The following is a 23,437-nucleotide window of genomic DNA, read 5'->3' as shown; positions in this document are numbered from 1 at the left end:
TACACCTTCAAAGAGTTAAGCTGTAATTAGAAATGAGACTAAAAAACAGGGGAGAAACTAATATGGGGAATGATATTAAAAAGATTAAGATAGCCATTAACGGGGGAATCGGCTTTGGGGCAAAACTTAACTCTAAACAGCTTGGTACCATCTCGAAATATATGGACGAAAGTGCGGAACTTGAACTAACGACGTTTCAGCAACTTTATATAGAAATCCCTGAAGACAAACAGGAAGAAATAATTAAAGAATTCAAAAGTGTTGGATTAGTGTCTTATCCAGTCGGAAACTACGTAAAAAGCTTGAGGACATGTAATTTTTGTAAGGGGGAAGAAGAAGAAGGAATGCCTGTGGCGAAAGAGTTAAATCGCCGTATTGCAGGTAAACCTGTTCCATTTACGCTTAAGGTCGCTTATACAGGATGTCCCATAGGGTGTGGAGAACCAATGCTAAGCGACATAGGTGTTATGAAGATTAGAGATTACTATAACTTATATGTCGGAGGGAAAGCCAAAGGGAAAGATGCAGAAGTAGGAACCTTGATACTAGAAAATCTTACCCCACAAGAATTGTACGCTGCAGTGGAAAAGATAATTGCTCTATATTCACAAATGGGTAAGAAAAGGGAGACATTTAATAAATTTCTGAAACGGATAGACAAAAGTCAATTGATTAGCTAGTATTGGTTATTTTAACAGCAAGCTTTCTAAAAAGCTTGCTGTTTTGTGTGTCTCAAATTGCTTTGTTAAAGTTTTTATTAATTGACCATTTTTTCATATGCTCATAAAATATAATAAAAAGTTGGTTTAATTCATTTTATTAGCCTATAGGGAAATTAGATACTCATCACTTTCTACTAAATTAGCGAGGTGATAAAAATGTGCGTTTCTAATAACTTCATTGAACAACAAGCGTATAAAATGACTGAAGAAATAAGGGAGAATTCAAGGTATAGCGTTGTAGGGGTGGATTATTCTAGCGGAAAAGACTCACAATCAAATGAAATAGCGTTAATTACCAAGGTATTTCTTGAAGATAAGGATGGTACACAATATATTGTGGAACCCAATGTAAATGGACTCAGATTTGCACAAGGTGAAATCAATTATAAAAAATATCAAATATTACAAAGAAAAAATGATGTTACAATGTTCATATGTTTCTTTGGGATTATAGGCTTTTTTAGTGGTTCTATGTACATCTTAGGGAAATTTTTTTAGAAAAATAAAACACCAGTAAAAGAAGAATTACTTCTTGTTTACTGGTGTTTTTTTGTAATTTTATTTTTCTGAAAGTTCACTTTCTGTTACCCATTGATGGTTTGTTACTTTTTCTTCACCAGTAGTCGGAGTGAAATCTACCATATAAACTGTTGTTTGCTCAGCTGAATCAACTACAGCTGTGGCACCTTTCATACCTTCCATATGATCAGCCTCAACAACTACTTCATCGCCAGGTTTATAAGGAGTATTATTAGCATCTTTAATTTCTTCGTGGATAATCCATTTGTGATTTGTTACCCGTTCTCGACCATTGGTTGGATCGTATGAGATGGTGTAGACTGTTGTGGCATATGCTCCTACAATAGTGGCTTCTGCACCTTTCATACCTTCCATATGGTCATCATTTATTATTGCGTTACTTCCAACTTTAAAGGTGGGATTTTCAGCATCTTTTAATCCTTCAGGAATTTCACCCGATCCTGAATGATCCATTCCTTCATGGCCTCCACCATGATCTTCGCTGCTACTATTATTCTGTTCCTGCTTTGTTTTCTCAGCCTGTGCCTGGTTGTTTTCCTGATTATCATTGGAACATGCAGCTAAAAATACGGCAAGAACAAAAGTTAGAAGAAATAGGATACCACGCTTTGTTTTCACTATAAATACCTCCTTAATCTTATTACCTCCACATAGTACAACAAATGTGTGCAGAAATTATGCAGAACGCTTGGGGGAAACCTTCATTTTCCAATTATTAGCTTTCCCTATTTTAAAAAGATTAGATGAATTCTCGTTTTCACAAAAATGTCATGAATTGGGTCGGGTTTCTTCAAAGTTTCTGCACATTTATTTACTATAGTTAACTTATTAAAGTTAAGGAGTGTATGAAATGAAAAAGTTTATGAACGTTGGCTTATTTTTCCTTCTTAGTATCTTTATGGTGGCCTGTGGGACTACCTCAGACAACCAATCAAAAGGAAGTAAGTCAGAGCCCGAAAAGAGCACTCAATCAGCTAAAGATGAGTCGGAAAATAAGAAAGTTACCTTCGTCTATACTGCTGAGCTTGGCGCTATCACCAAAGTAGATGCAACTAGCAACAAAACAATTAAAACCATTGAAGTTGAAGGTTCCGCTCATAATGTTCAAATATCACCTGATAGCAAAACGCTAGGTGTTACTGTTGTTCCAAGAGCAGGTGGACATGGGGAGCAAGAATGTAGCGAATGTGGACATGAAGAACAAGAAGGTGGACATGGGGAACACGGAAGCAGTCCAGAAGGAGTTCATGAAGGTGGCCATCAAGAAGGGCATGGACAAGCAAATGGTTATGCTCTATTCTATGATACCGAAACTGACCAATTAATTAAGAAAGTTGAAGTAGGGTCTCATCCAGCTCATATCGTGTTCACGGAAAATATGAAATATGCATTAGTAACTAATAACGAAGACAATAACGTTTCTGTTATTGATTTAGCATCATATAAAGTAATTCAAAATATCTCAACAGGAAATGGACCACATGGATTTAGAATTACTTCAGACAGCAAAAAGGCCTATATTGCGAATATGGGGGAGGATACTGTAAGTGTCATTGATTTAGATGGTATGAAAGAAAGTAAAAAAATTGAAGTGGGCAATACACCTGTTACTACTGGTATTACACCAGATGGAAAAACATTAGTAACCACTTTAAATGCCGAAAACGCATTAGCAATCATTGATTTGAACACCGAAAAGGTTGAAAAGGTTCAAGTGGGTGAAGGGCCAGCCCAAGTTTATATTCAAACCGATGGTAAATATGCATTCGTTGCAAATCAGGGAACACCTGAAAAACCGTCAGATAGTGTCTCTAAAATAGATCTTGGATCAAAGAAAGTGATTGCAACCATTAAGGTTGGAAAAGGCGCCCATGGAATTGTTACAAGTAAGGATAATCAATTTGTTTATGTGACAAATATGTATGATAATACCGTGAGTGCTATTAAAAACGATGACAATACCGTTATTGCTACAGTGAATGTAGGGAAAGAACCAAATGGGATTACCATTAAATAATTCATCAAATAAGATAGGAGGTGATATAGCTCCCTTTTACTTATGGAGCATTCTGTGAATGAAAGTTAGCACTATTCTAGGATTAATGGTTCTTATTCCTTCTCTATACAACCAAAAGCTGAAACCTGCACCAAGACATTCACCAATGAAAGAAATATAACTAGACCTTTATTAAATTCAAAAAATGCGATATTGGCTGCAGTAATAAAAACACGTTGGATTATTCCTGCAACACTTATCACAATGTTAATGGCGATACTAACAAAAATGGCAAACGAGCCACTTGATATTAATAGATTTTCAACTGCTTCAGTCATGTTCCATCTCGGAGGTCCATTTATAGCCGACTCCCCATACTGTTTTTAAATGTTCTTCAACTGGAAACCCAACCTGACGGAGTTTATCTCTAATATTTCGGATATGAGAATCGACTGTTCTGTCTTCAATATCCGTTTTAAAACTCCAAATGTTTGAAAGTAAGTGCTCCCTGGTAAAGACCTTATTTGGATTCTTTAAAAATAGCGCTAATAATGAAAATTCCTTTGGTGTCATAGAAATACATTGTGTTTGAAAAGTAATCTCAAAGGCATCTTCATTTAAAATTAGCCCTTTGAATTTCAGAATTTCCTCTGGAATACATTGTATCCTTCTCAAAACTGCTCCCATTCTTGCTAATAACTCTCCCTCATTAAAAGGCTTGGTAACATAATCGTCTGCCCCCATTTTTAATCCTTTTACTACTTCATCTTTCCCATCACGAGCTGTTAACATGATAATTGGAACATTTGATGTTTCACGGATCTTTTTACAAGTTTCCCACCCATTCATTTCGGGCATCATAATATCCAAAATAATAAGGTCTGCATTTTTATTTTCCAAATAGTTAATGGCATCGTTACCTGATTGTTTCTTTATGCACTTGAAACCATGGGGAGCAATATAAAGTTCTAAAAGGTCAAGCATCCTTTTTTCATCATCAACAAGTAATACGGTTTTCATCCTTTTTGCTCCTTTAATACAATTTTAAAACAAGTTCCTTCTCCAGCATTGCTTTTAACAGATATTTTCCCTCCGTGAGCCTCTACCAACTCTTTTACAATAGCTAAACCAAGACCGAAACCTCCTGTCTCTCTTGAGCGTGATTTATCTACCCGATAAAAACGTTCAAATACATAAGGCAAATCATTTTTAGGGATCCCAATTCCATCATCTTGAATGATAATATAAATTTCCTTGTCCTTTTTAAAAGCCTTTAAATGGGTGGTAGTATTTTCAAATGAGTACTTACGTGCATTGTCCAAAAGGTTTAAAAGTACTTGGTCAAAACGTTTAGGGTCTAAAGAACAAAATAAGTTTTCTTCACAGGTTAACTCTAAATGAATACACTTATCCTTAAAAGCAGGTAAGACCCTTTCATATATTGCCTGTAAGTAGTAACCAATATGGACTCTTTCCTTGTGTATGGTAAAAGTGTTTTGATCTAACCTTGCTAGATCAAACAGCTCTTTTACCAATAGACTAAGATTTTCCGACTCTTCATTAATAATGTTGAAATAATGGATGCGTTCCTTTTCCTCAAGCAAAGGTCTTCTTCCTATATCAGAATAGCCTTTGATATAGGTTAAGGGCGTCCGCAATTCATGAGATATACTAGCTAAAAATTCATTTCTTTCGTTCTTTAAATGGTTTAGGTCATCAGCTAAAGATTGAATAGATCTAGATAACTCCCCGATTTCATCCTTTGATATGTTAGGTAAGGATACAGAGAAGTCACCGTTACTTATCTTTTTTGTTGCTTCGGTCATTGTTATTAAAGGCTTTGTTAAAGCCCTTGTTAAAAAGAAAACGGAAATCAACATGAAAAATAGAATTAATAATGAGGCATACAGGAAATGATGGTTTAATTGTGAAATCAACGCTTGCACCTGGTCAGTAGTTTTAAACATATAAACGAAACCCTTGTTCACATCTCCTGAAACAATAGGGGAAACAGTTGTTATATATTTTTCATCTGTCAAATCCGACTGTAGAATTTGCCCACTTCTAGGGATCTTTTGAATAGGTTGATTCATTATTTTTTTCATATTTTGATCAATAGAGCTAGATGATTCAATAATTTTTCCATCAGAACTTTTAATCACAACTTCTGTATCGGTTTTAGATTCCATTAGAGCAATATGATGTAGTGTGGATGAATCGAACGACATCTCTAATACATCACGGTGGCTATTTCCTCTTTCCCTCAGTGAATCTAATTCTTGCATAGCACGTGAATCAATTATGTGTCGGTGCAGGTACAGCATAGAGGCTGCCTCAATTATTAAAATACAAACAAAAAACCATAATCCTAACTTAAGTGAAATTTTCATTCAGAACTCCTATACGTTTTTATAATCTTATTTTAATTGAAAGTTATGAAGAAATTATGCAGTTTAATATCATTGTACACTTTAAAATTGGTTCAATTGATATTAATTGGGAAATAGAAAAATAAAAATGAACCCTCAAAGTGGGTTCATCATGTAATTTTACAATCTCTCATTGGTAAACCAATTGGACATTTTTGGTGCTTAATAATCGGCATTGGATATTTGGCTTCAGCCCTTGCTTATTTCTATAGCTATTATAATCATTTTTCAGCCTCGCATAGCTTCAAGGGGGATATTGCTAAGGCAACCCTTTTTTCTTCTGGTACTATCGGAGTAGGTTAGCTTAAAAAGTTTTACCATTTTACAATCGAAAAATGGTGCAATTTGGATAATGATTATTTTAATAAAAATAAACGGGGGGATTACCATTCTAAAGATTCCATCGGTATTGGTTGTCTTATTGTTATTGCTATCAGCTTGTAGTTAAAAAACTTTTACCTTTGCAGGTGAGACAGATAATTGGTCTGCTGAATTAAAGGTTACACAAAACAATGATGACTATGAAACACAAGAGTTCAAACTTCAATTTAAAGGTAAAGATATTAACTCCGTTGGTGAAATAACTTATAATATCGACACTAATGCAGGTGGGATTGGATATAGTGGTGTAAAATTGAATAAGGATGGTTTTCTAACAGGTAGAGATGAAGCTAATCCAACCAATGCCAAAGTCACTGAAAATTCTGAGGTAAAAGTGACAGTAGAATGGAATGGTAAAACGGAAACCATTTTATTAAGCAAGAATTAGATAATATGCTAATTAATGCAATGCTTAAATGCATCGCCATTTTTGTATAGTGAGGAAGATTGTGACGTTTTGCACTTAAGCTCTAAAGGGTGCATTTCTTTAATGTTGACTGTGCAATAATTGAAAAAATGAATGAGACAGATTCTTAGGAGGAAACATAGATTTTATGATTAATATTGTCGGGCAAAAAATTGTTTTGAAAGAAGCTACTCAACAAGATCTGGATGACATATATTATTGGAAATATGAAGAAAAGGAACAAGCGGCGAAGAAATGGAATGGACCCTATATACTTGAACCTAAAATTACAAAGGAAGAATTTCTAAAAAGTTGGGAGAATGACTATGAAATTTCAGCCAACACTCCTAAATCACTAATTATCTTAGTAGGAGATAAAGTAATTGGGACAGTAAATTCTTATTGGGTAGATAAAAACACTAATTGGTTAGAAACTGGTATCGTTATATATGATAAAAATTACTGGAACGGTGGATACGGTTCGGAGGCTTATAAATTCTGGATAGATTTCTTATTCAAAACCACTGGATTACATCGATTAGGTATGTCAACTTGGTCAGGGAATGTAAGAATGATAAAGGTTGGAGAAAAATTGGGAATGAAAGAAGAAGCAAGAATAAGACAAGCAAGAATGGTAGATGGTAAATATTTTGATGCCATTAAAATGGGTATTTTACGAAGAGAATGGGAATATTCATCCTAAAGTAATATGGGCAAGAGTTAAAGACGGGATTGCAGAGGCGATCCCTTTCTTATTTCAGTAACTGATAAGTAGAAAAAAGGGATACTCTCTCACAATGAAAAAATATAGTAATTATGGAACATACAACTGAACAGGTAAAATCTGAGCTTAAGAGATCGTCATCAAAGACGGTCTTTTTTCTAATAAAAGGACCCACTTAAAAAAGTTGTTATCCCCATTCAAACAATTAAAATCTTGTAACCTTTTCTAAATCTCAAACGATTAATAAACAAATACATAATTGAGGGGGGAAAATTTTGCCTGACTTTGAGGACTTAGAAGGCAATATTATTGAGATTTATCGTCGCCATTATTTAGATGTGTATCGGTTTCTAATTTGTTTTACTGGAAACCAAAATGATGCTGAGGACTTGACTCAAGAAGTGTTCATTCGAGTATTGAATAATATTAATAATTTTCATACCGGCAGTTTAAAGACTTGGATTTTTTTCGATAGCTAAACTTATAGCCATTGATCATTACAGGAAGAAAAGATTTAGTTCAATCTTCAAGGAAGGTTTTTTTAAACAGTTACCATCAGCTGAAAAGAGTCCTAAAGATTTAATTGAGAAAAACGAAGTGAAAAGAATTGTTCACGCAGCTATAGAACTGTAGATGCGTTATTGAAGAATTTCTTAAAACAGAGAAATAAATCGAAGCAATCTTTTTCTCCAAGAGTATGGCTGTATGAATAGCCATACTCTTTTTATTCCATCCCAAAATAAGATCCTTCTGCTACGGATTTTGAAAAAGAGATTGTAAATTAATGCACTGCGCGAAACGTTTCCTTATAAGTGCCAAGGCACGAAATAGGAGAATTGCTATCAAGTAATTAAAACTGATTAACTAAAACTCGGAATGAAAGCTGTCATGTTGAGCTGAAACGAGTTATCTGATCCTCCTACATGCACATGATGATAGTAGTCTATCTAACTAATGGAGGCATTAATCAAAAGGATTAGTGACTTTCTTTATAGTACAATGCCATAACGGTATAAAAAGAGAAAAGTCACTATAATGAAAGTGACTTTTCTTCTTATTGCAGCTCATCTTCCTACAATGGGATGAAATCAATTTCCACTTCAGACATATTTTTCATTTATATTGTTTCAACTAAAATATCATCGCTCATATTTTTCATTGTTCTTGCTTCTTATTTAACTCCAGGCAAAACCTTCATGGTTAAATTTTCCCAATCTTTTCACGGATTACCTGAAACCCATATAAAAGAAGCGATTTTACAAAGAAGAGTATAGATAATTGATATTTCTTTAATCGAACCAACGAGGCTATTCCAAGGTCTTTCAGCATTTCCACGAACTTATAGGTGAAAATCGTATCAACAACAAGGTTCAGAAGCACATACAACTTGAATTTTCCATATGTTAAACGCAAAATCCATATAGAGCCGATCAAAAATGGTCCCCAAATTAAAGGAAAACCACCTGTTAACTTAGGGTGGATTTTAACATAATACCACCACCATTTTCGCTTCTTAGCCAATTTACCTTCTAACCAAACAATCATTGCCATCAAAAAACTTGCAGGCAAGTATCGTTTAATCGCTTTTTTACCAAGCAAAGGAATCGTAAGCCAGGATAAAACCAGCATCGCTGGCAATAATGCCTTTGAGACTTTTAACTTCTTCATTTGTAGTAACCTCCTATCCATCAAGAATAATTTCCCCACAATAGGGGATTTTATGAAAAGCAACAAATCTATCCATCAAAAAAAGAAGGCATTACTGCCTCCTTTTTCCATTTTATCTAATCGATATAAAGATATAATTAATAATGGTTGGGGGTTGGGATGCTCCTGGCTTTTTTATGGTTGCAAGGCAGTCTCCTTGATTTTACTTATTAATGCTATTGAAAGCAGCATCGCTTTTTCTTTTTCTAAAAAGATAAAGATTATATCGTAAATTGTGAAGAAATGTACTTAAGCTAAACCAGCTAATAGTTTGTCAACATTTTTCAATAAAAAGTTAAATAACCTCATGATATATAATGCAATAAGCACTATACTATGTTTATTAGGAGGTGGAAAATAATTCCCATCAAAAAAGGGGATTATGTAAAGTTTAATTAAAATCATCTCCGCAATGTGTTCTATAAAGCAGTGAAGCATTTTTAGAATAGGGGAGTTAAATAAATGTTAGAGCTTTCTAGATTAAGCAATTTAGAAAAACAAATTACAAAAGAAAAAATAACCACATGTCTCATTTCTATTAATGATAGATTGGTATTTACCTATTATAAAAATAAGAAGATGGAAACCAAGCTACATAAAATAAACTCTGTTACCAAAAGTATTTTATCTTTACTAGTGGGAATTGCAATCGACCGAAACGAAATTGAGAGTATTCATATGCCGATTCAATCATTTTTTCCAACACTGGCACAGAATCATCCTGAAATCACGATTGAGCACCTACTGACCATGTCTCCTGGAATACACTGGCCGGAATTTAGTGATTGGGGCGGGACATGTCTCCCAATGAGTAATAGCAGGAATTGGATCAAATTCTTTTTTGAAAGAGATATTATCGGAATTCCCGGGGAAGACATGTACTATAATTCTGGCTGTTCACATATTTTAAGTGCTATTCTCCAACAGGTTACTAGAAAAAGCGTAAAGGAATATGCAGCTGAGCACTTGTTTAAACCACTACAGATTAATGATTTTATATGGCACTCTGATTCAAAAGGGATAACGATTGGTGGATTTGGACTCTATTTAAAGCCAGCTGATATGATGAAAATAGGTAAGTTAGTCCTTCAAGATGGAATCTGGAAAAATAAAGTAATCGTATCTGAGTCATGGATTAAACAGGCAACGACGGCCGAATTACATACATATGATCGTATAGGTTCATATGGGTATCATTGGTGGATTCTTACGGATGAACATAATAATCCAAGTAAACCGAAAGCTTTTTTTGCGATGGGATATGGTGGTCAATATATTATCGTCGTTCCGAAATATAATCTTATTACTACTTTTACTAGTGAGTTAGATTTAAAACCACTACTTCCCTTAAGTATATTTAAGGAGAATATTTTTAAAGAGGTAGGTATGGTAGATTCTATGAAAGAGTAAGAATCCAATATCATTTTATAAACATATTATTCAAGAAAGGTGCATGATAAGTGGAATAGCCCTATAAATTTGGTCAACTTCTCAGATTGTAAAGGGGATAAAAGAGAAAACAGATGGGGGATTAGTGTTTCATTCTTTCTTCCTTTTAAAAAGGAAATAGAAAAGGAGCGTGATTAGGTTGAAAAGTAAAATTAAAAATTTTCTGCGTTTCCTTTTTCGTCAAGAAAGAACAGCAAGTCTTCAAACAAAAATAATTACTGTATTTAATGGAAAGAGGACAACCAAATTAATAGCTCGGGTTGCAGATACTCAAGAAAAAAGGGATAAGGGCTTAATGTTTGTTGAAAAATTACCCGAAAACGAGGGGATGCTATTTGTTTTTCCAGGAAAAACATATGGTGGTTTTTGGATGAAAAATACTTTAATTCCTTTATCTATCGCTTTTCTTGATTCAGATGGAAAAATTTTAAAAATACTTGATATGGTGCCGTGTAAAGAGGAGGAATGTCCTACATATGATCCAGAACTTTCTTATGATTATGCAATTGAAGTAAATCTTGGATGGTTTGAAAAAAATCAAATCAAAGAAGGGGATACTGTAAAGTTTCATTAATATCATCTCACTGTGTTCTACTAAGATGCAATAGTCCAAGATAAAGATTGCTGTGGCGATCATTTTTTGCTTGTGGTACGAACGGGCAGGTTACTTTAAGCAGGAACTAACCCTATTTACCAAAATCGTATTTTATCATTTTTGTAAATAGGGGTATTGGATGATGTACATATACAGGAAATATCAGTTCATAAGTTCTGCCGAAATTCTCTCACACCCGTTGAATAGTGCAAACTTTTGGAAACAACTGTTCAAAGCTGTTCGCAATTGTGTTGTTTGCTTCACACCATTCTCGAACCAGATGTTTTTAACAACGAGTGTTCCAGTTTTTCTCTCCGCGATAATCTCGGCTCTTCCAATGAAGTGCTCGCCATATAATAGAGGCAGCACATAATAGCCGAATTTTCGTTTGATTGCTGGCGTATAAATCTCCCAGGTGTAATCAAAGTTAAACAATTCGTTGATAAGTTTTCTATCCCATATGAGATTATCTAGCGGGGCAATAAGCTCGCAACGCCATTTTGGCTCCTGATTTTGTAGAACGGCTTCAATGAGCGGTAAATCCTCCGCGAGGCAGTACAGAATATCCTTCATTTGCTCCACGGAAACAGCAATAATGCGGCCTTCATGTAATAACTGGCGGAAAACCTCTTTGCGCTGTGCAGATTTCAGCCCCCATATATTCAACCATGCATCTGACGCCCGATTCCATAAGAGGCCAACCGAGCCGATTCGACGTAGTACCCGCCACTTATGATGCTCAAGCTCATCTTCAAACGGCTCTGATGCATTCAGTAGATTTGGATCTATGTACTTCTTGGCTATATCGTAATACTTACGCGTTCCGTTTTTATGATGGATAATCAATTCACCCGTCGAATACATTTGTTCTAGCACTGATCGAGAAGAATTGTTTCCACTGCTCCAGTGGATGGCCGATTGCCAAGAGAAATCTCCATCCAATTTTATATCATCCGAACTTAGAGGACCGTGATTTTGGATATGAGACCGTACTTGCGCTGTCAACGCTTCCATTTCGGGATAGCGTTCGGCATGTTGTCGGGCGGCCTGCCTGTATCGCTCAAAATAAGGCCAGTCCTCGACAGGGATAATGGCCAGGTTTTTGTCGGGATAATCGACAAGGCTTCTATCCTCATACAGCAAATCGGCGAGCATTCCCTTAGTAAAACCTTTGATTCGCGACTGTAACACCAATTCGGCATTTTTTCCGCAAACATCGATGGGGTCGTATTGAATGCAACTAGCCTGCCGTACAAAATCCAACACGCCTTGCTTCCCACTATATTTATATTCGCCCAAAAGTCCATGCTTCAACAACAGAAATTGTCGTGCCTGGCGGTTTGTTAATTGGATCATATTCATACCTACCTCTAGTTAAATATTTTTTATTACAGGGGAGGATAGAAGGGGGGAAATAAAAATTGAAGGCGTTTAGTGACCTTTGTTTACGTACTCGCTGAGGATGTTTCTTATACTTTGTATTGTATTGGTTGGTTTGAGTCTAATGCAATACCGAACTTAAACCAACCAATTAGCCGCTTAATAAAAACTCTAAATTTAAGGAGTCACAACCAAGGAACCATCTATTCCTTATTGCATCTCTTTTGTTGGACCCATCACAGGCGGTACTGCTAAGCCTGCTTGACGTAATAGCACCATCATTTGGCCGCGGTGATGTGTTTGGTGGTCAATTAAGAAACGGAATAATGCGCCTTTTGTTGCAGGATTTGCTAAGCCTGTTTCAGTTAGCAAGTCCTCATCTGACAGCTTGGCTACCTCTTCCTTGACTGCCTCTGCTACATTTCCGTAAGCAGCGACAATTTCTCTTGTTGTTGCTGGAACTGGTTCATCTTGACCAATCATTGGTACAGTTAAACCTGCTAATTGACTACAATAACCTGCTGTTTCTACTAAATGCCAGCCTAACCAACCAAGTGTACTATGCCCTTCCAGAATACTTTGCCCCAATTTGTCATCTGTTACGGCTTGTAATACTTGCATTGTCCCTTCCACAGACACTGCCCATTCCTTTAAAAAATCATCCACTTGTCGATACATCCAAACTCCTCCTCAATCCTTCACTTCTATTTTATTATACAGAAAATTAAGAAAAATACAAACGTGTGTTCTTGTTGAAAGTTGTGTACAAAAAACATCTGTATCCACTAAACTTGAGAATACCACATAATTAGATTAATCATGTAATAATATGGAAATGGCACAAATAAGATTGAGAGTATTGTTCCGATGTCTTTATATTTTTCATTCATAACATACTCTTCAACAAGTCGGTCATCAAGATAAAATCATTTCCTCATCGAACAAGACAGGCATGCTGGTTTTAGAAGGAAATTGATATTAAATCTAGAATTAAAAGGATAAATAACTACTTGAGGAAAGTGGTGAGATTAATAGGGGATAATATTCTTTTATTTTTAGATAGTAAAACTGAGATAAGCATAATCAAAAGACTACGGAGTGAGGGTTGTGTCTTCGCTGAAGAAGAAACACAGGTACTTATCTCGGAGGCTAGAAGTATAGAGGAATTAATGAATATGGTTGAAAATCGAGTAAGTGGCATACCCCTTGAATACGTGGTCGGGTATACAAAATTTTGTGGTCTACGAATAGAAGTGGATCGGGGAGTTTTTATACCACGTCCACGCACGGAGTTTCTTGTTCAGCAAGCAAAAGCTCTAATCAGTTCGCATGAAAATATTGTTTTGGATTTATGTTGCGGGTCTGGTGCTATTGGAGCTGCAATAGCAACTGATGGTAACAAAATTTTATTACATTCCGTTGATATTGACCCTGTTGCTGTACGATGTGCTAACCGTAATTTATCTAGGATTGGCGCTCACGTACATGAAGGTGATTTATATGATGGATTACCACATTCGTTGAGAGGTAAGGTGAACATCATAGTGGCGAACGCACCATATGTTCCTACGGATTCCTTAAAATACCTTCCGAGAGAAGCACGGTTATATGAACCAAACTTGGCACTTGACGGCGGAAAGGATGGTCTAGACCTTCATCGTATGGTGGTGAAAAATGCTGCTCAATGGCTTGTTTCTGGAGGGCATCTATTAATTGAGACAAGCGAGATGCAGGTAGCAAAAGCCTTTGAAATCTTTGTTCAAGCTGGGCTTTTAACCAAAATAGCTAGAAATGAAGAATGGGATGCAACGGTTGTTATTGGAACAAAATCTTAGAGAGTGAAACTATTTTTCTATATGGAGATTTCAATCTTTAGTTAAAAAAACGAAATGATAAAAAAGTGAGGCATTCTTTAACTGGAATGCTGTTTTTATTTTGAAATAAAGGTCTACACCTATATTAAAGCGTGAGTTAAAAAATTAAGACAAAAAAAACAAAAGCCCATAAAGAGCTCATGTGGAGGAAGTTTCATGAAATAGGAAAGGTATTTCATTAGAATATGCTAAAAGTTAGTTTACAAGATATCGCCAGCTGGTAATTGCATGAAGAAATCCCCATTGATGTCCTTTTTGATCACCTTCATCATTCTTTTATTCTATCTACCTCATCTTCGTTAATCCAAGCCTGAGACCAGTTTTCAATGGTTCTTAAAATAGGCTCCATAGAACGTCCTTTTTCTGTTAAGGAATATTCAATAATGACAGGTGTCGCTGGAATAACTTCGCGTTTGACCAATCCTTGGTGTTCCAATTCCTTTAAGCGATCGGATAATACCTTCCCACTTACTCCAATAGAAGATTGAATTTCATTAAAACGTTGTGTGCCTAATAATAATTGATAGATCACTAAGGCAGTCCATCTTTGGCTTAACAACGAAATGGCCTTTTCGAATTTTGGACAAATAGTAGGTTGTTTCATTTTTTATGCACCTCTCTTAATTATTATTTTACCACAAAAAATAAAATTAATAACAAATTAAAATTTAGTTACTTGACATTATTTATTATTATAAATATACTTACTTACATAAAGTAACTAACTAAGAAAAGGGGAATTACAGATGAATAAAAATGAAATCGGGAAAGTGATATTAAGAGCAATAGTAGGTCTAACCTTTTTTATCCATGGGTTATCTAAGTTCCAAGGTGGAATTTCAAATACAGTCGACTTTTTTGATAGCTTGGGAATTCCAGGATTAATGGCATATGTAGTTGCCGTTATTGAGTTACTTGGGGGCATTGCATTAATTCTCGGGCTTGGTACAAGGATTGTCAGCTTGCTGTTTGTCTTTATTATGTTAGGAGCAATTTTCACAGTAAAACTTTCTGTTGGCTTTCTAGGCAATGGACAAATGGCAGGATATGAACTGGATCTCATTTTATTAGCTATTTCCATATATTTTGTTTTTGCAGATAGATCTCAACTATCATTGGAAAAAAAGTTTATAAAATCATAGAATGCAATACTCTAGGAGGGTAATTATGGGATTTCATACAAAACCAACGACATTCGTAGGACATGTCAAAATAAAAGTTGAAAAACTAGAACGATCTTTACCATTTTATAAAGATGTACTTGGTTTCGATATTTTGGAGCAAACAGCCACAACCGCAAAACTAACAACAGATGGAAAAACAAGTATTCTATCACTGGAACAACCAGAGGATGTCATACCGAAACAGGGAAGAACTACGGGTTTATATCATTTTGCCATTCTATTACCTGATCAAACGGCATTAGCCAATATTGTCGTTCATTTGATAGGAAAAGGAATTCGTTTTGGCTCGTCAGATCATCTTGTTAGTGAAGCATTATACCTCCACGATCCGGATGGAAATGAAATTGAAATCTATCGCGATCGGGTACCTAGCGAATGGAATTGGCGGGGAGCTGAAGTGGATATGGCTGTCGATCCATTAGATTTTGATAATTTACTTACCCATGCAACTCCGGATAAACCTTGGAAAAAAATGCCGAAAGAAACCGTGATGGGACATATTCATTTACATGTGGCAGAACTAGTGAAGACAGAAGAATTTTATGTAAAAGGATTGGGAATGGATGTTGTCAACCGATTTGGAACACAAGCCTTATTCCTTTCCTACGGTAACTATCATCATCATATTGGGGTCAACACATGGAATGGAGTTGGGGCACCTTCACCGGATAAAAATAGTGTTGGTCTTGAATCGTACACGCTTATTTTTGACAATGAAAAGACTCGTAAACAAACAGTTTCGAATTTAAAGCAGATTGGTGCAGAAGTAATAGAAGAAAACAATCGCTTTATTACCTATGATCCTTCAGGAAATGCAATAGAGTTAGCAATATAAGAGCGGGGGTGCCCAATTGGCCACTAAGGGTATTGAAATTGGTATATACACACTTGCAGATATTGGTCCAAACCCCTTGAATGGAAAGACGATTACATCGAGGGATAGAATAAACGAAATTATTCAAGCAGCAAAACTTGCGGATGAGGCAGGATTAGATGTCTTTGGGGTAGGAGAACATCATCGCCTGGATTATGCTTCATCTTCTCCGGCAGTTATACTGGCTTCCATTGCACAAGTAACAAATCGAATTAGATTAACCAGTACTACTAGTGTTTTAAGCACCCTGGATCCTGTTCGACTATTTGAGGACTTTGCTACATTGGATCTCCTTTCAGATGGTCGAGCTGAAATACTGGCGGGTAGAGGTGCATTTATCGAATCATTTCCTCTTTTCGGTTATAGCACAAACGATTATGACGAATTGTTTGAAGAACATATGAATCTCCTATTACAGCTGAACGAAAAGGAGACCATCACATGGGCAGGTAAGTACCGTTCTTCATTAACGAATGCTGAAATTGCTCCAAGGCCGGTACAAGAAAAATTACCCATTTGGATTGGAGTTGGGGGAACACCTGAGAGTGCCGTTCGTGCTGGGAGATTTGGAGTGGGAATGGCTTTAGCGATCTTGGGTGGTAATCCAAGTCGATTTAAGCCCCTTGTTGACCTTTATCGTCAAGCAGGAATAGAAGCTGGACATTCATCAGATACATTGAAGGTGTGTGTAACCGGCCATGCTTATTTAGCAGAGACAACACAGCAGGCAAAAGACGAGTTCTATCCTTATTACTCCAACTACTGGGGGTATGTGAACCGTCAGCGGGGAATGGGGACAAGGATGTCAAGGGATGACTTTGAACATATGGCTAGTCCAGATACTGCTTTGTTTGTGGGGAGTCCGCAACAAGTCGTAGAAAAAATCCTTCAACAGTATGAACTTTTTGGACATCAGCGATTTCTTGCACAGCTTGATATAGGTGGACAACCATTTAAGAATGTGGCAAAAGGAATTGAACTCCTAGCCACTAAGGTAGCACCGATTGTAAAGAAGCACGTGGATATGTATGACCCAAAATGAAGGAACAGAAAGACTACTAGTATTAAAGAAAGATCGCAGCTGCGGTCTTTTTGTTATTGAATTACGAGAATGGTTACTTCTATAAGGAGTAACCATTTTTTCTTGTGAAAAAAATTTTTTAATTTGATTTTTAATGATTAAAACCACTATAATTAGTACCAGGTTCTAATACCAACTTATAATAAATGTGAGGTGGATACTATGGTGGGTTCGAGAATAACTGCTATTGGGACTTATGTGCCCGAAAGAAGGTTAACAAATTTTGAGCTCGAGCAAATGGTTGAAACAAATAATGAATGGATTATTAAAAGAACTGGAATTCAAGAACGCAGAATTAGCCGTCCTGATGAATTTACGAGTGATTTATGTGAAGCTGCTGTAAAAGATTTAATGCATAGATATCATAAAAATGTTGATGACGTAGATATGATTATTGTGGCAACAAGTACACCGGATTTTCCATTTCCAACCGTTTCAAGTATCCTTCAAGACCGTTTAAAAATTACACAAACAGGTGCCATTGATTTAAGTGCCTCATGTGCAGGATTCGTTTATGCATTGCACACAGCAAACACTTTTATTGCATCTGGATTTCACAATAAGGTACTAGTTGTGGGAGCGGATACTCTTTCAAAAATTACAGATTATACCGATAGAAGTACATGTGTTTTATTTGGAGATGGTGCTGGTGCGATATTGGTTGAAAAGGATGAACAATCGAAGAGTTTTATTGGGTTCAATATGGGAAGTGATGGAAGCGGGGCACAGCATGTATACCTTCCTGGGTTATCAAAGAAGGTCAATGGAATTGAATTACTCGATACTCAATATCTTGTGCAAAACGGCAGGGAAGTCTTTCGATGGGTTGTAAGGAATGTTCCTAATAGTGTAAAACAAATTTTAGAAAAAACGAAAACGAGTTTAGATCAAGTTGATTGGTTCATACCTCATAGTGCTAATCTACGACTAATTGAACCAATTAGTGAAAAGCTAGAATTCCCAATGGAAAAAACTTTATACAGCCTAGTCAACTTTGGAAATACCTCTGCGGCAACGATTCCTTTAGCTCTTGATCTTGGAATCCGTGAGGGAAAAGTTAAAAATGGAAACAGAGTTCTCCTGTACGGCTTTGGTGCTGGTATGGTCCACGCAGGTCAACTTTTAGAATTGAATTTTGACGAACAGATAAATACTCCTACACCGTTGTAACGTAAAAAGTTTTAGAAGGAGTATTCATAAATTATAGGTGCGATTCTTCAATAGGGAAGGATCGCTTTTTCGTATTAAAGAAAATGGGCAGGTTATCTCAATATGAATTTAGAATTGAATTGTAACCTGTAAATTCCACCAAGTTCAATTTTTGGTCTTTTGGAATTTTATAAAAAACCTCGTCATCCCATAGGCGGCCATAGCGATAGCAATATCTATAAAGAAAAGATGAACAACGTTCAATCCCTTTCCAATTGTAACGAGGCCGATCACATTCTCCAGAGGTGCAAAAATAAAGGCAATTACTGCACTTAATCCAGAAGCCCATACAAGAAAAATTTTATCATGCTTGATGCAATATTGATAGATGAACATAAATGAAACAGGCAAAAGGGATGCGGTTATTCCTAAACCTTGTGGCAAGAAAGGCAATAGGAAATAGTTATGATCGACATAACCTTGTCTAATAAGTATGAGATCTGTATAGCTCCATAACATATGTACGGTGAAACCAAAGAACAGAATTTCAAAGGTTCTCCTTCGATCAAGTTTGATTAAAAGCACAATCAATGGAGCAAGTAAGAAGAGGAGTATGACCCAAAACTGCCAGTTTCCCCAGTCAGAATACTTATGCCAATGGGAATTCATTAACGATGTAACCTTCTCACTTAACTTGTTTATTTCGTTCCAGCTCTGTTTCGATGACATGCTAACCCCACCTGCTTATTTGATAAAAAGCAACATGTAACAAATAGCTGTTCTTAGAACGTATATTCTTTTGCTAAAATATTCGTTATATGTTACTAGCCTACTATTTAAAATTCTCCATGTACCTTGCCTTTATACAAATGGAGTTAAAAAAGCAATGATACCATGCTTTTCCAAAGGCTCAATGATTGTAATACATGTGATTTTTTTAAGAACTGGAAGAGTTTTTACAGCCTTTTTTAATTGACTGACATATAAGGTTAATGGAATTAGAGAAGGGGATACTATAAGAGAACATATTAAAGAATTTGGGCGGGTAATTGAAATGGAGTTTCAAATTAAAGAGATAAATAACTATAGTGCTATTGTTCAATATAAACTATTACATATAAACATTGATCAAGAAAATACGACTTTTTATGGGGAAATGATCTTAATTAGGACGAAAGGAGGATGGAAAATCCATTTCGTTGAAGAAAAGATGGTGTCTCAGAATTCATTAGAAGCAAAGTGCATGGGCATAAAATCAAGCCTATATGGAAACTTATACTTAATTAAGTTATAAAAGGAAGTCGAATATGATCCACATTTCAATTAAGATTTTTTTTGTTTTAGCTGCGATTAAGTGGGGAGATTGGAAACAATGGAAAAAGTATTACCCAACTATCCAATTTTTTATCATTGGAGACTTGTTTTATTACTTAATTTTCCGTGATTATCCTCTTTGGAAGTTTAAAGAATTATACCCTATTATGAAACTAGATATAATTATTATGGCATCTTTTATGTTTGTTCGATATCCCGCAACTGTATTCATTTACTTAGGTAAATTTCCAAAAGAAAAATCAAAGGCTATTATTTGGTATTTATTTTGGGTGTTATTATATATAGGCATAGAAATAATAGATTTACAAATAGGTCTAATAAAGCATTTTAACTCATGGAATATTTGGTGGTCTTTACTTTTTGATATGATTATATTTGCAATATTAAAAATTCACTTCCATAAACCTCTTTTGGCTTGGGGATTGGCATTATTATGCAGTATTATTTTATGGAATTTACTCGAAGTGCCGATACACATTCTAAAGTAGTTTTTAATATATTTTAAAAATGAGATTGTGAATCTCATTACTCCTAGTCCAAATTCCTCTTTAATTACTGGATAGTTTTAGTAATATTTTCACTATTAAATATATCTCAAACCAAATATAATTGAAATCACTATTTACCCCCTATAAAATAGATTAATTTGTTTGGACTCTCGCACTTTTCGGGAGTCTCTTTTTTTTTACATTTTGAAATCATTAGGGATCTTTCTGATGCACTGGGAATATATCCTTCTGATTCTTAAAACAATATAATAAACACGGAGGATTTTGTAGGAGGGACCCTTTTGTCAATTAATCCTAAAAATGAGTTATTTGAAAAATTTATGGTCTCCCATTCTCACGGGGACAAGGAAGCTACTACGAGTGAAACTCTTCTTGATTTTTATTCTTTACTTTATAAACATTATCCTGATGCCATTTTCACTCTGGATAAAGAAGGAAAATTCTTAGCGATAAATGATAAAGCTGAAAAATATGTTGGATATAGACGGAGTGAATTAATAGGAAGGAATTTTTCTTCTGTATTGAAAAAAGAACAGATAAATATGGTTCAGATGCATTTTGTTCGTGCTCTAAAGGGAGAACCGCAAAACTATAACTGTGAGGCGATTCATAAAGACGGACAAACGGTCCATTTGTCGATCACTAACATTCCAATAAGAATAAATGGTGAGATTGTTGGTGTTTTTGGATTTGGCAAAAATCAAACGGCACTCGTCCAAAGAGAATTAGAATTAACGAAAATAACAAACAGCTTGAATTTGGCACAAGAGATAGCCATGATAGGAAGTTGGGACTATGACATAGACACCAATCTTGTATTATGTTCTAATTCCCTATTGGATATTTTGGGAGTAAGCAGTAAACGCGATAAGGTCTTTAGTTATGGAAACCTTCTTAAAATGATTTATTTTCCTGAGGAACGGGATAATTTTGACTTTCATTTCCAGGGGTTAAAACGTAATGGTGGCAAAATAGTCTTGGAATATAAGGTACAAAGACCAGATGGCCACATTATTACATTTCGTACAACAGCTGAAGCAAAAAAAGATAAGGATGGAAACGTTACTAGAATTATCGGGGTCGTGAAGGATATTTCAGAACAAGTTCTTACAGAAAACAGACTTAAAGAAAGTGAGGAGAAGTTTCGAAACATTTCCAATAATTTAGATGTAGGAATTTGGTCAATGGACTTTAGTTTAAACCAAATTGTTTATGTCTCATCAGCACTTGAAAAGATAACAGGGTACAATCTGGAAGTGTTTTTACACGGAGAAAAGACATGGGCAGACATTATTCATCCAGACGATAAAGAAAATTATCTTGAACGTCAAAGTAAACTTCCTAATGGCCAGATTCTCAATCAACAGTATCGAATTATTATGGCTAATGATGAAGCGAAATGGATTGAAGATAAAACGTTTCCCATTTTAAACACAAAGGGTCAATTAATTAGGTTGGATGGCATTATTCAGGATATCAGTGAGAGAAAACAAAATGAAGAAAAAATAAATTTTATCGCCAACCATGATTATTTAACGGAATTACCCAATCGGCGGATGTTTGATAGACAGTTAAAGGAATTAATACTGGAATATAAAACAAAAGAAGACAAATTTGCCTTGTTTTATTTGGATATTGATAGATTCAAATTTGTAAATGATACTTTGGGTCATGAAATTGGCGATATCCTCCTACAAGAAATATCGAGAAGGCTTAAATCTATAGCTGGAAAGAATCTTCTTTTTAGACTTGGAGGGGATGAATTTGCCATCGTTTTAACCAACATCCATAAGAAAGATTATTTTGCATTTGGGAAGGAAATCATTAGGACCATAAAAAAACCGTATCAGATTGAGGGGTATGATATTAATATCTCAACGAGTATAGGGGTCAATATTTTTCCAGATGATGGAGAAACATTAACTAAATTAAAAATGAATGCGGATGCTGCCTTATATCGTGCAAAAGATTTAGGGGAAAATAATATTCAGTTCTTTACGAAGACTTTGAATAGTGAATCGTACGAACTATTTAATTTAGAAAATGAATTAAGAAATGCAATACGGAATGACGAATTTCTTCTATATTATCAACCCAGAGTGGATACTTTTTCAGGCGAGATGGTAGGAGCTGAAGCTCTAATCCGATGGAATCATCCAAAAAGGGGGCCTGTTTCACCAGCTCAATTTATCCCTGTGGCAGAAGAAACAGAATTAATTAATGAAATCAGTTATTGGGTAATTAAAACGGTCTGTACTCAACTAAAAGAGTGGAAGGTGAATGGATATTCCCTAATGCCCATTTCAATCAATCTTTCTGCAAAAACATTAATGAAGGCAGACCTAGTTGAAAACATAAAAATGTATCTATTGAAGTATTCCATTTCTCCTAGTCTTTTTGAAATTGAGATTACAGAAGACTCCTTAATAAAAAACGAGGGATTGGGGTTATCCACCATTGAACAATTAAGAGAAATGGGAGTTTCAATCGCATTGGATGACTTTGGAACAGGTTTTTCTTCAATTGGGTATTTGAAAAGATTTAAAGTAGATTATCTCAAAATTGACCGTTCTTTTATAAAGGATATACATAAGGCTAAAGATGATCTAACGATTGTAAAATCCATTATTTTATTGGCTAAAGGGTTTGGTTTGAAGGTTGTAGCTGAAGGAGTAGAAGAGGAGGAACAGTGGGAATTACTTAGGAAATTAAACTGCCATTATATTCAGGGGTTTTTATTCCATAAACCTCTGCCAGAAATAGATTTTACAAAACTACTCACGTTAAAGAAGTAAGGTCACTGCTTCAAGTGGTAATCATACTCGACCACTGATCCCCGTGCACATGCTTTTCTGGTGAAAGGGGAAACAGATGTCTTCTCTGATGCCCGTCCACATGCTTTTTTCTGGTGAAAGGGGAACAAATATCTTCTCTGATGCCCGTCCACATGCTTTTTCTGGTGAAAGGAGAAACAGATATCTTCTCTGATGCCCGTCCACATGTTTTTTCTGGTGAAAGGGGAAACAGATATCTTCTCTGATGCCCGTCCACATGCTTTTTCTGGTGAAAGGGGAAACAGATATCTTCTCTGATGCCCGTCCA

At 35.6% G+C, this 23,437-nt stretch carries 25 protein-coding genes; 15 read left to right on the top strand and 10 right to left on the bottom strand.

Translation table 11 applies throughout. The features are described from left to right. Window positions 1–62 precede the first annotated feature (62 nt). Together ACWM35_RS24410 and ACWM35_RS24405 are read left to right on the top strand one after the other, a co-directional pair. The gene (locus ACWM35_RS24410; protein WP_454821495.1) at window positions 63–680 is read left to right on the top strand and encodes a nitrite reductase; all 618 of its coding nucleotides are present in this window, start codon (window positions 63–65) and stop codon (window positions 678–680) included. A 198-nt stretch (window positions 681–878) separates the two neighbouring features. After that, a complete protein-coding gene (locus ACWM35_RS24405; RefSeq protein ID WP_454821494.1) occupies window positions 879–1,220 on the top strand; it encodes a hypothetical protein in 342 nt (113 codons plus the stop codon). Window positions 1,221–1,280: 60 nt separating this feature from the next. Here the strand turns inward: ACWM35_RS24405 and ACWM35_RS24400 are convergent, their stop codons facing one another. Then, the gene (locus ACWM35_RS24400) at window positions 1,281–1,880 is read right to left on the bottom strand and encodes a YdhK family protein (RefSeq protein WP_454821493.1); all 600 of its coding nucleotides are present in this window, start codon (window positions 1,878–1,880) and stop codon (window positions 1,281–1,283) included. A 232-nt stretch (window positions 1,881–2,112) separates the two neighbouring features. On the opposite strand from ACWM35_RS24400, the gene ACWM35_RS24395 reads away from it, so the two are divergent. Beyond that, window positions 2,113–3,279, top strand: coding sequence for a YVTN family beta-propeller repeat protein (locus tag ACWM35_RS24395; RefSeq protein WP_454821492.1), 1,167 nt, complete (start codon window positions 2,113–2,115; stop codon window positions 3,277–3,279). 92 nt (window positions 3,280–3,371) lie between these two features. Here ACWM35_RS24395 and ACWM35_RS24390 read toward each other — a convergent pair whose 3' ends face one another. From ACWM35_RS24390 to ACWM35_RS24380, 3 genes are read right to left on the bottom strand one after another with little or no spacing between them, the layout of a single operon-like run. Continuing rightward, complete coding sequence (locus ACWM35_RS24390; RefSeq protein ID WP_454821491.1) at window positions 3,372–3,596, bottom strand: hypothetical protein; 225 nt, start codon at window positions 3,594–3,596, stop codon at window positions 3,372–3,374. Beyond that, a complete protein-coding gene (locus ACWM35_RS24385) occupies window positions 3,589–4,278 on the bottom strand; it encodes a response regulator transcription factor (RefSeq protein ID WP_454821490.1) in 690 nt (229 codons plus the stop codon). The genes ACWM35_RS24390 and ACWM35_RS24385 overlap by 8 nt, the downstream gene beginning before the upstream one ends. After that, the gene (locus tag ACWM35_RS24380; RefSeq protein ID WP_454821489.1) at window positions 4,275–5,543 is read right to left on the bottom strand and encodes an ATP-binding protein; all 1,269 of its coding nucleotides are present in this window, start codon (window positions 5,541–5,543) and stop codon (window positions 4,275–4,277) included. Before ACWM35_RS24380 ends, ACWM35_RS24385 begins: the two co-directional genes overlap by 4 nt. Window positions 5,544–6,321: 778 nt before the next feature. Here ACWM35_RS24380 and ACWM35_RS24375 point away from each other — a divergent pair. From ACWM35_RS24375 to ACWM35_RS24365, 3 genes are all read left to right on the top strand, one after another. Beyond that, window positions 6,322–6,456 carry a hypothetical protein gene (locus tag ACWM35_RS24375; RefSeq protein ID WP_454821488.1) on the top strand — a complete coding sequence of 45 codons (135 nt, stop codon included), beginning with the start codon at window positions 6,322–6,324 and terminating at the stop codon, window positions 6,454–6,456. A gap of 166 nt (window positions 6,457–6,622) precedes the next feature. Next, the gene (locus ACWM35_RS24370) at window positions 6,623–7,177 is read left to right on the top strand and encodes a GNAT family N-acetyltransferase (RefSeq protein ID WP_454821487.1); all 555 of its coding nucleotides are present in this window, start codon (window positions 6,623–6,625) and stop codon (window positions 7,175–7,177) included. A gap of 296 nt (window positions 7,178–7,473) precedes the next feature. Further along, complete coding sequence (locus ACWM35_RS24365; protein WP_454821486.1) at window positions 7,474–7,677, top strand: RNA polymerase sigma factor; 204 nt, start codon at window positions 7,474–7,476, stop codon at window positions 7,675–7,677. A gap of 721 nt (window positions 7,678–8,398) precedes the next feature. On the opposite strand, the gene ACWM35_RS24360 is transcribed toward ACWM35_RS24365, so the two are convergent. Further along, complete coding sequence (locus tag ACWM35_RS24360) at window positions 8,399–8,866, bottom strand: hypothetical protein (RefSeq protein WP_454821485.1); 468 nt, start codon at window positions 8,864–8,866, stop codon at window positions 8,399–8,401. A 501-nt stretch (window positions 8,867–9,367) separates the two neighbouring features. On the opposite strand from ACWM35_RS24360, the gene ACWM35_RS24355 reads away from it, so the two are divergent. Continuing rightward, window positions 9,368–10,315 (top strand): serine hydrolase domain-containing protein, encoded by a 948-nt coding sequence (locus tag ACWM35_RS24355; RefSeq protein WP_454821484.1) that lies wholly within the window; start codon window positions 9,368–9,370, stop codon window positions 10,313–10,315. A gap of 178 nt (window positions 10,316–10,493) precedes the next feature. Next, window positions 10,494–10,928, top strand: a complete 435-nt coding sequence (locus ACWM35_RS24350) for a DUF192 domain-containing protein (protein ID WP_454821483.1) — start codon at window positions 10,494–10,496, stop codon at window positions 10,926–10,928. 183 nt (window positions 10,929–11,111) lie between these two features. Here the strand turns inward: ACWM35_RS24350 and ACWM35_RS24345 are convergent, their stop codons facing one another. Beyond that, window positions 11,112–12,305, bottom strand: a complete 1,194-nt coding sequence (locus ACWM35_RS24345; RefSeq protein WP_454821482.1) for a winged helix-turn-helix domain-containing protein — start codon at window positions 12,303–12,305, stop codon at window positions 11,112–11,114. A 234-nt stretch (window positions 12,306–12,539) separates the two neighbouring features. Next, on the bottom strand, window positions 12,540–13,007 hold the full coding sequence (locus ACWM35_RS24340) for a DinB family protein (protein ID WP_454821481.1): 468 nt from the start codon (window positions 13,005–13,007) through the stop codon (window positions 12,540–12,542). 344 nt (window positions 13,008–13,351) lie between these two features. Between ACWM35_RS24340 and ACWM35_RS24335 the strand changes: the two genes are divergently transcribed. Next, the gene (locus ACWM35_RS24335; protein WP_454821480.1) at window positions 13,352–14,164 is read left to right on the top strand and encodes a putative protein N(5)-glutamine methyltransferase; all 813 of its coding nucleotides are present in this window, start codon (window positions 13,352–13,354) and stop codon (window positions 14,162–14,164) included. Between the two features lie 307 nt (window positions 14,165–14,471). Here the strand turns inward: ACWM35_RS24335 and ACWM35_RS24330 are convergent, their stop codons facing one another. Continuing rightward, the gene (locus tag ACWM35_RS24330; protein WP_454821479.1) at window positions 14,472–14,807 is read right to left on the bottom strand and encodes a winged helix-turn-helix transcriptional regulator; all 336 of its coding nucleotides are present in this window, start codon (window positions 14,805–14,807) and stop codon (window positions 14,472–14,474) included. A gap of 142 nt (window positions 14,808–14,949) precedes the next feature. On the opposite strand from ACWM35_RS24330, the gene ACWM35_RS24325 reads away from it, so the two are divergent. The 4 genes from ACWM35_RS24325 (at window position 14,950) to ACWM35_RS24310 (ending at window position 18,512) form a co-directional block, all read left to right on the top strand. Then, on the top strand, window positions 14,950–15,345 hold the full coding sequence (locus ACWM35_RS24325; protein WP_454821478.1) for a DoxX family protein: 396 nt from the start codon (window positions 14,950–14,952) through the stop codon (window positions 15,343–15,345). A 25-nt stretch (window positions 15,346–15,370) separates the two neighbouring features. After that, window positions 15,371–16,222, top strand: coding sequence for a VOC family protein (locus ACWM35_RS24320; RefSeq protein WP_454821477.1), 852 nt, complete (start codon window positions 15,371–15,373; stop codon window positions 16,220–16,222). 16 nt (window positions 16,223–16,238) lie between these two features. Further along, on the top strand, window positions 16,239–17,303 hold the full coding sequence (locus ACWM35_RS24315; protein WP_454821476.1) for an LLM class flavin-dependent oxidoreductase: 1,065 nt from the start codon (window positions 16,239–16,241) through the stop codon (window positions 17,301–17,303). Window positions 17,304–17,504: 201 nt separating this feature from the next. Next, window positions 17,505–18,512 (top strand): beta-ketoacyl-ACP synthase 3, encoded by a 1,008-nt coding sequence (locus tag ACWM35_RS24310; RefSeq protein WP_454821475.1) that lies wholly within the window; start codon window positions 17,505–17,507, stop codon window positions 18,510–18,512. A gap of 144 nt (window positions 18,513–18,656) precedes the next feature. Here the strand turns inward: ACWM35_RS24310 and ACWM35_RS24305 are convergent, their stop codons facing one another. Beyond that, window positions 18,657–19,220, bottom strand: a complete 564-nt coding sequence (locus tag ACWM35_RS24305) for a hypothetical protein (protein ID WP_454821474.1) — start codon at window positions 19,218–19,220, stop codon at window positions 18,657–18,659. Between the two features lie 578 nt (window positions 19,221–19,798). Between ACWM35_RS24305 and ACWM35_RS24300 the strand changes: the two genes are divergently transcribed. Together ACWM35_RS24300 and ACWM35_RS24295 are read left to right on the top strand one after the other, a co-directional pair. Beyond that, the gene (locus ACWM35_RS24300) at window positions 19,799–20,314 is read left to right on the top strand and encodes a CBO0543 family protein (protein WP_454821473.1); all 516 of its coding nucleotides are present in this window, start codon (window positions 19,799–19,801) and stop codon (window positions 20,312–20,314) included. 302 nt (window positions 20,315–20,616) lie between these two features. Next, window positions 20,617–23,130: an EAL domain-containing protein gene (locus ACWM35_RS24295; RefSeq protein WP_454821472.1), complete on the top strand. Its 2,514-nt coding sequence runs from the start codon at window positions 20,617–20,619 to the stop codon at window positions 23,128–23,130. Window positions 23,131–23,151: 21 nt separating this feature from the next. Here ACWM35_RS24295 and ACWM35_RS24290 read toward each other — a convergent pair. Beyond that, window positions 23,152–23,437 (bottom strand): hypothetical protein (locus ACWM35_RS24290; protein WP_454821471.1); only part of this gene is annotated, 286 nt, incomplete at its 5' end.

This window comes from Neobacillus sp. K501 (assembly GCF_053749995.1).
The sequence above is the reverse complement of the archived record's forward strand: the minus strand, read 5'-3'. Positions and strand labels throughout refer to the sequence as shown.

Bases quoted from the DNA above. Each gene is read 5' to 3' on its own strand.
- ACWM35_RS24360 (WP_454821485.1), bottom strand. From the start codon at position 8,866: ATGAAGAAGTTAAAAGTCTCAAAGGCATTATTGCCAGCGATGCTGGTT.
- ACWM35_RS24385 (WP_454821490.1), bottom strand. From the start codon at position 4,278: ATGAAAACCGTATTACTTGTTGATGATGAAAAAAGGATGCTTGACCTT.
- ACWM35_RS24370 (WP_454821487.1), top strand. From the start codon at position 6,623: ATGATTAATATTGTCGGGCAAAAAATTGTTTTGAAAGAAGCTACTCAA.
- ACWM35_RS24340 (WP_454821481.1), bottom strand. From the start codon at position 13,007: ATGTATCGACAAGTGGATGATTTTTTAAAGGAATGGGCAGTGTCTGTG.
- ACWM35_RS24390 (WP_454821491.1), bottom strand. From the start codon at position 3,596: ATGACTGAAGCAGTTGAAAATCTATTAATATCAAGTGGCTCGTTTGCC.
- ACWM35_RS24395 (WP_454821492.1), top strand. From the start codon at position 2,113: ATGAAAAAGTTTATGAACGTTGGCTTATTTTTCCTTCTTAGTATCTTT.
- ACWM35_RS24345 (WP_454821482.1), bottom strand. From the start codon at position 12,305: ATGATCCAATTAACAAACCGCCAGGCACGACAATTTCTGTTGTTGAAG.
- ACWM35_RS24355 (WP_454821484.1), top strand. From the start codon at position 9,368: ATGTTAGAGCTTTCTAGATTAAGCAATTTAGAAAAACAAATTACAAAA.
- ACWM35_RS24380 (WP_454821489.1), bottom strand. From the start codon at position 5,543: ATGCAAGAATTAGATTCACTGAGGGAAAGAGGAAATAGCCACCGTGAT.
- ACWM35_RS24300 (WP_454821473.1), top strand. From the start codon at position 19,799: ATGATCCACATTTCAATTAAGATTTTTTTTGTTTTAGCTGCGATTAAG.
- ACWM35_RS24405 (WP_454821494.1), top strand. From the start codon at position 879: ATGTGCGTTTCTAATAACTTCATTGAACAACAAGCGTATAAAATGACT.
- ACWM35_RS24410 (WP_454821495.1), top strand. From the start codon at position 63: ATGGGGAATGATATTAAAAAGATTAAGATAGCCATTAACGGGGGAATC.
- ACWM35_RS24320 (WP_454821477.1), top strand. From the start codon at position 15,371: ATGGGATTTCATACAAAACCAACGACATTCGTAGGACATGTCAAAATA.
- ACWM35_RS24330 (WP_454821479.1), bottom strand. From the start codon at position 14,807: ATGAAACAACCTACTATTTGTCCAAAATTCGAAAAGGCCATTTCGTTG.
- ACWM35_RS24325 (WP_454821478.1), top strand. From the start codon at position 14,950: ATGAATAAAAATGAAATCGGGAAAGTGATATTAAGAGCAATAGTAGGT.
- ACWM35_RS24310 (WP_454821475.1), top strand. From the start codon at position 17,505: ATGGTGGGTTCGAGAATAACTGCTATTGGGACTTATGTGCCCGAAAGA.
- ACWM35_RS24305 (WP_454821474.1), bottom strand. From the start codon at position 19,220: ATGTCATCGAAACAGAGCTGGAACGAAATAAACAAGTTAAGTGAGAAG.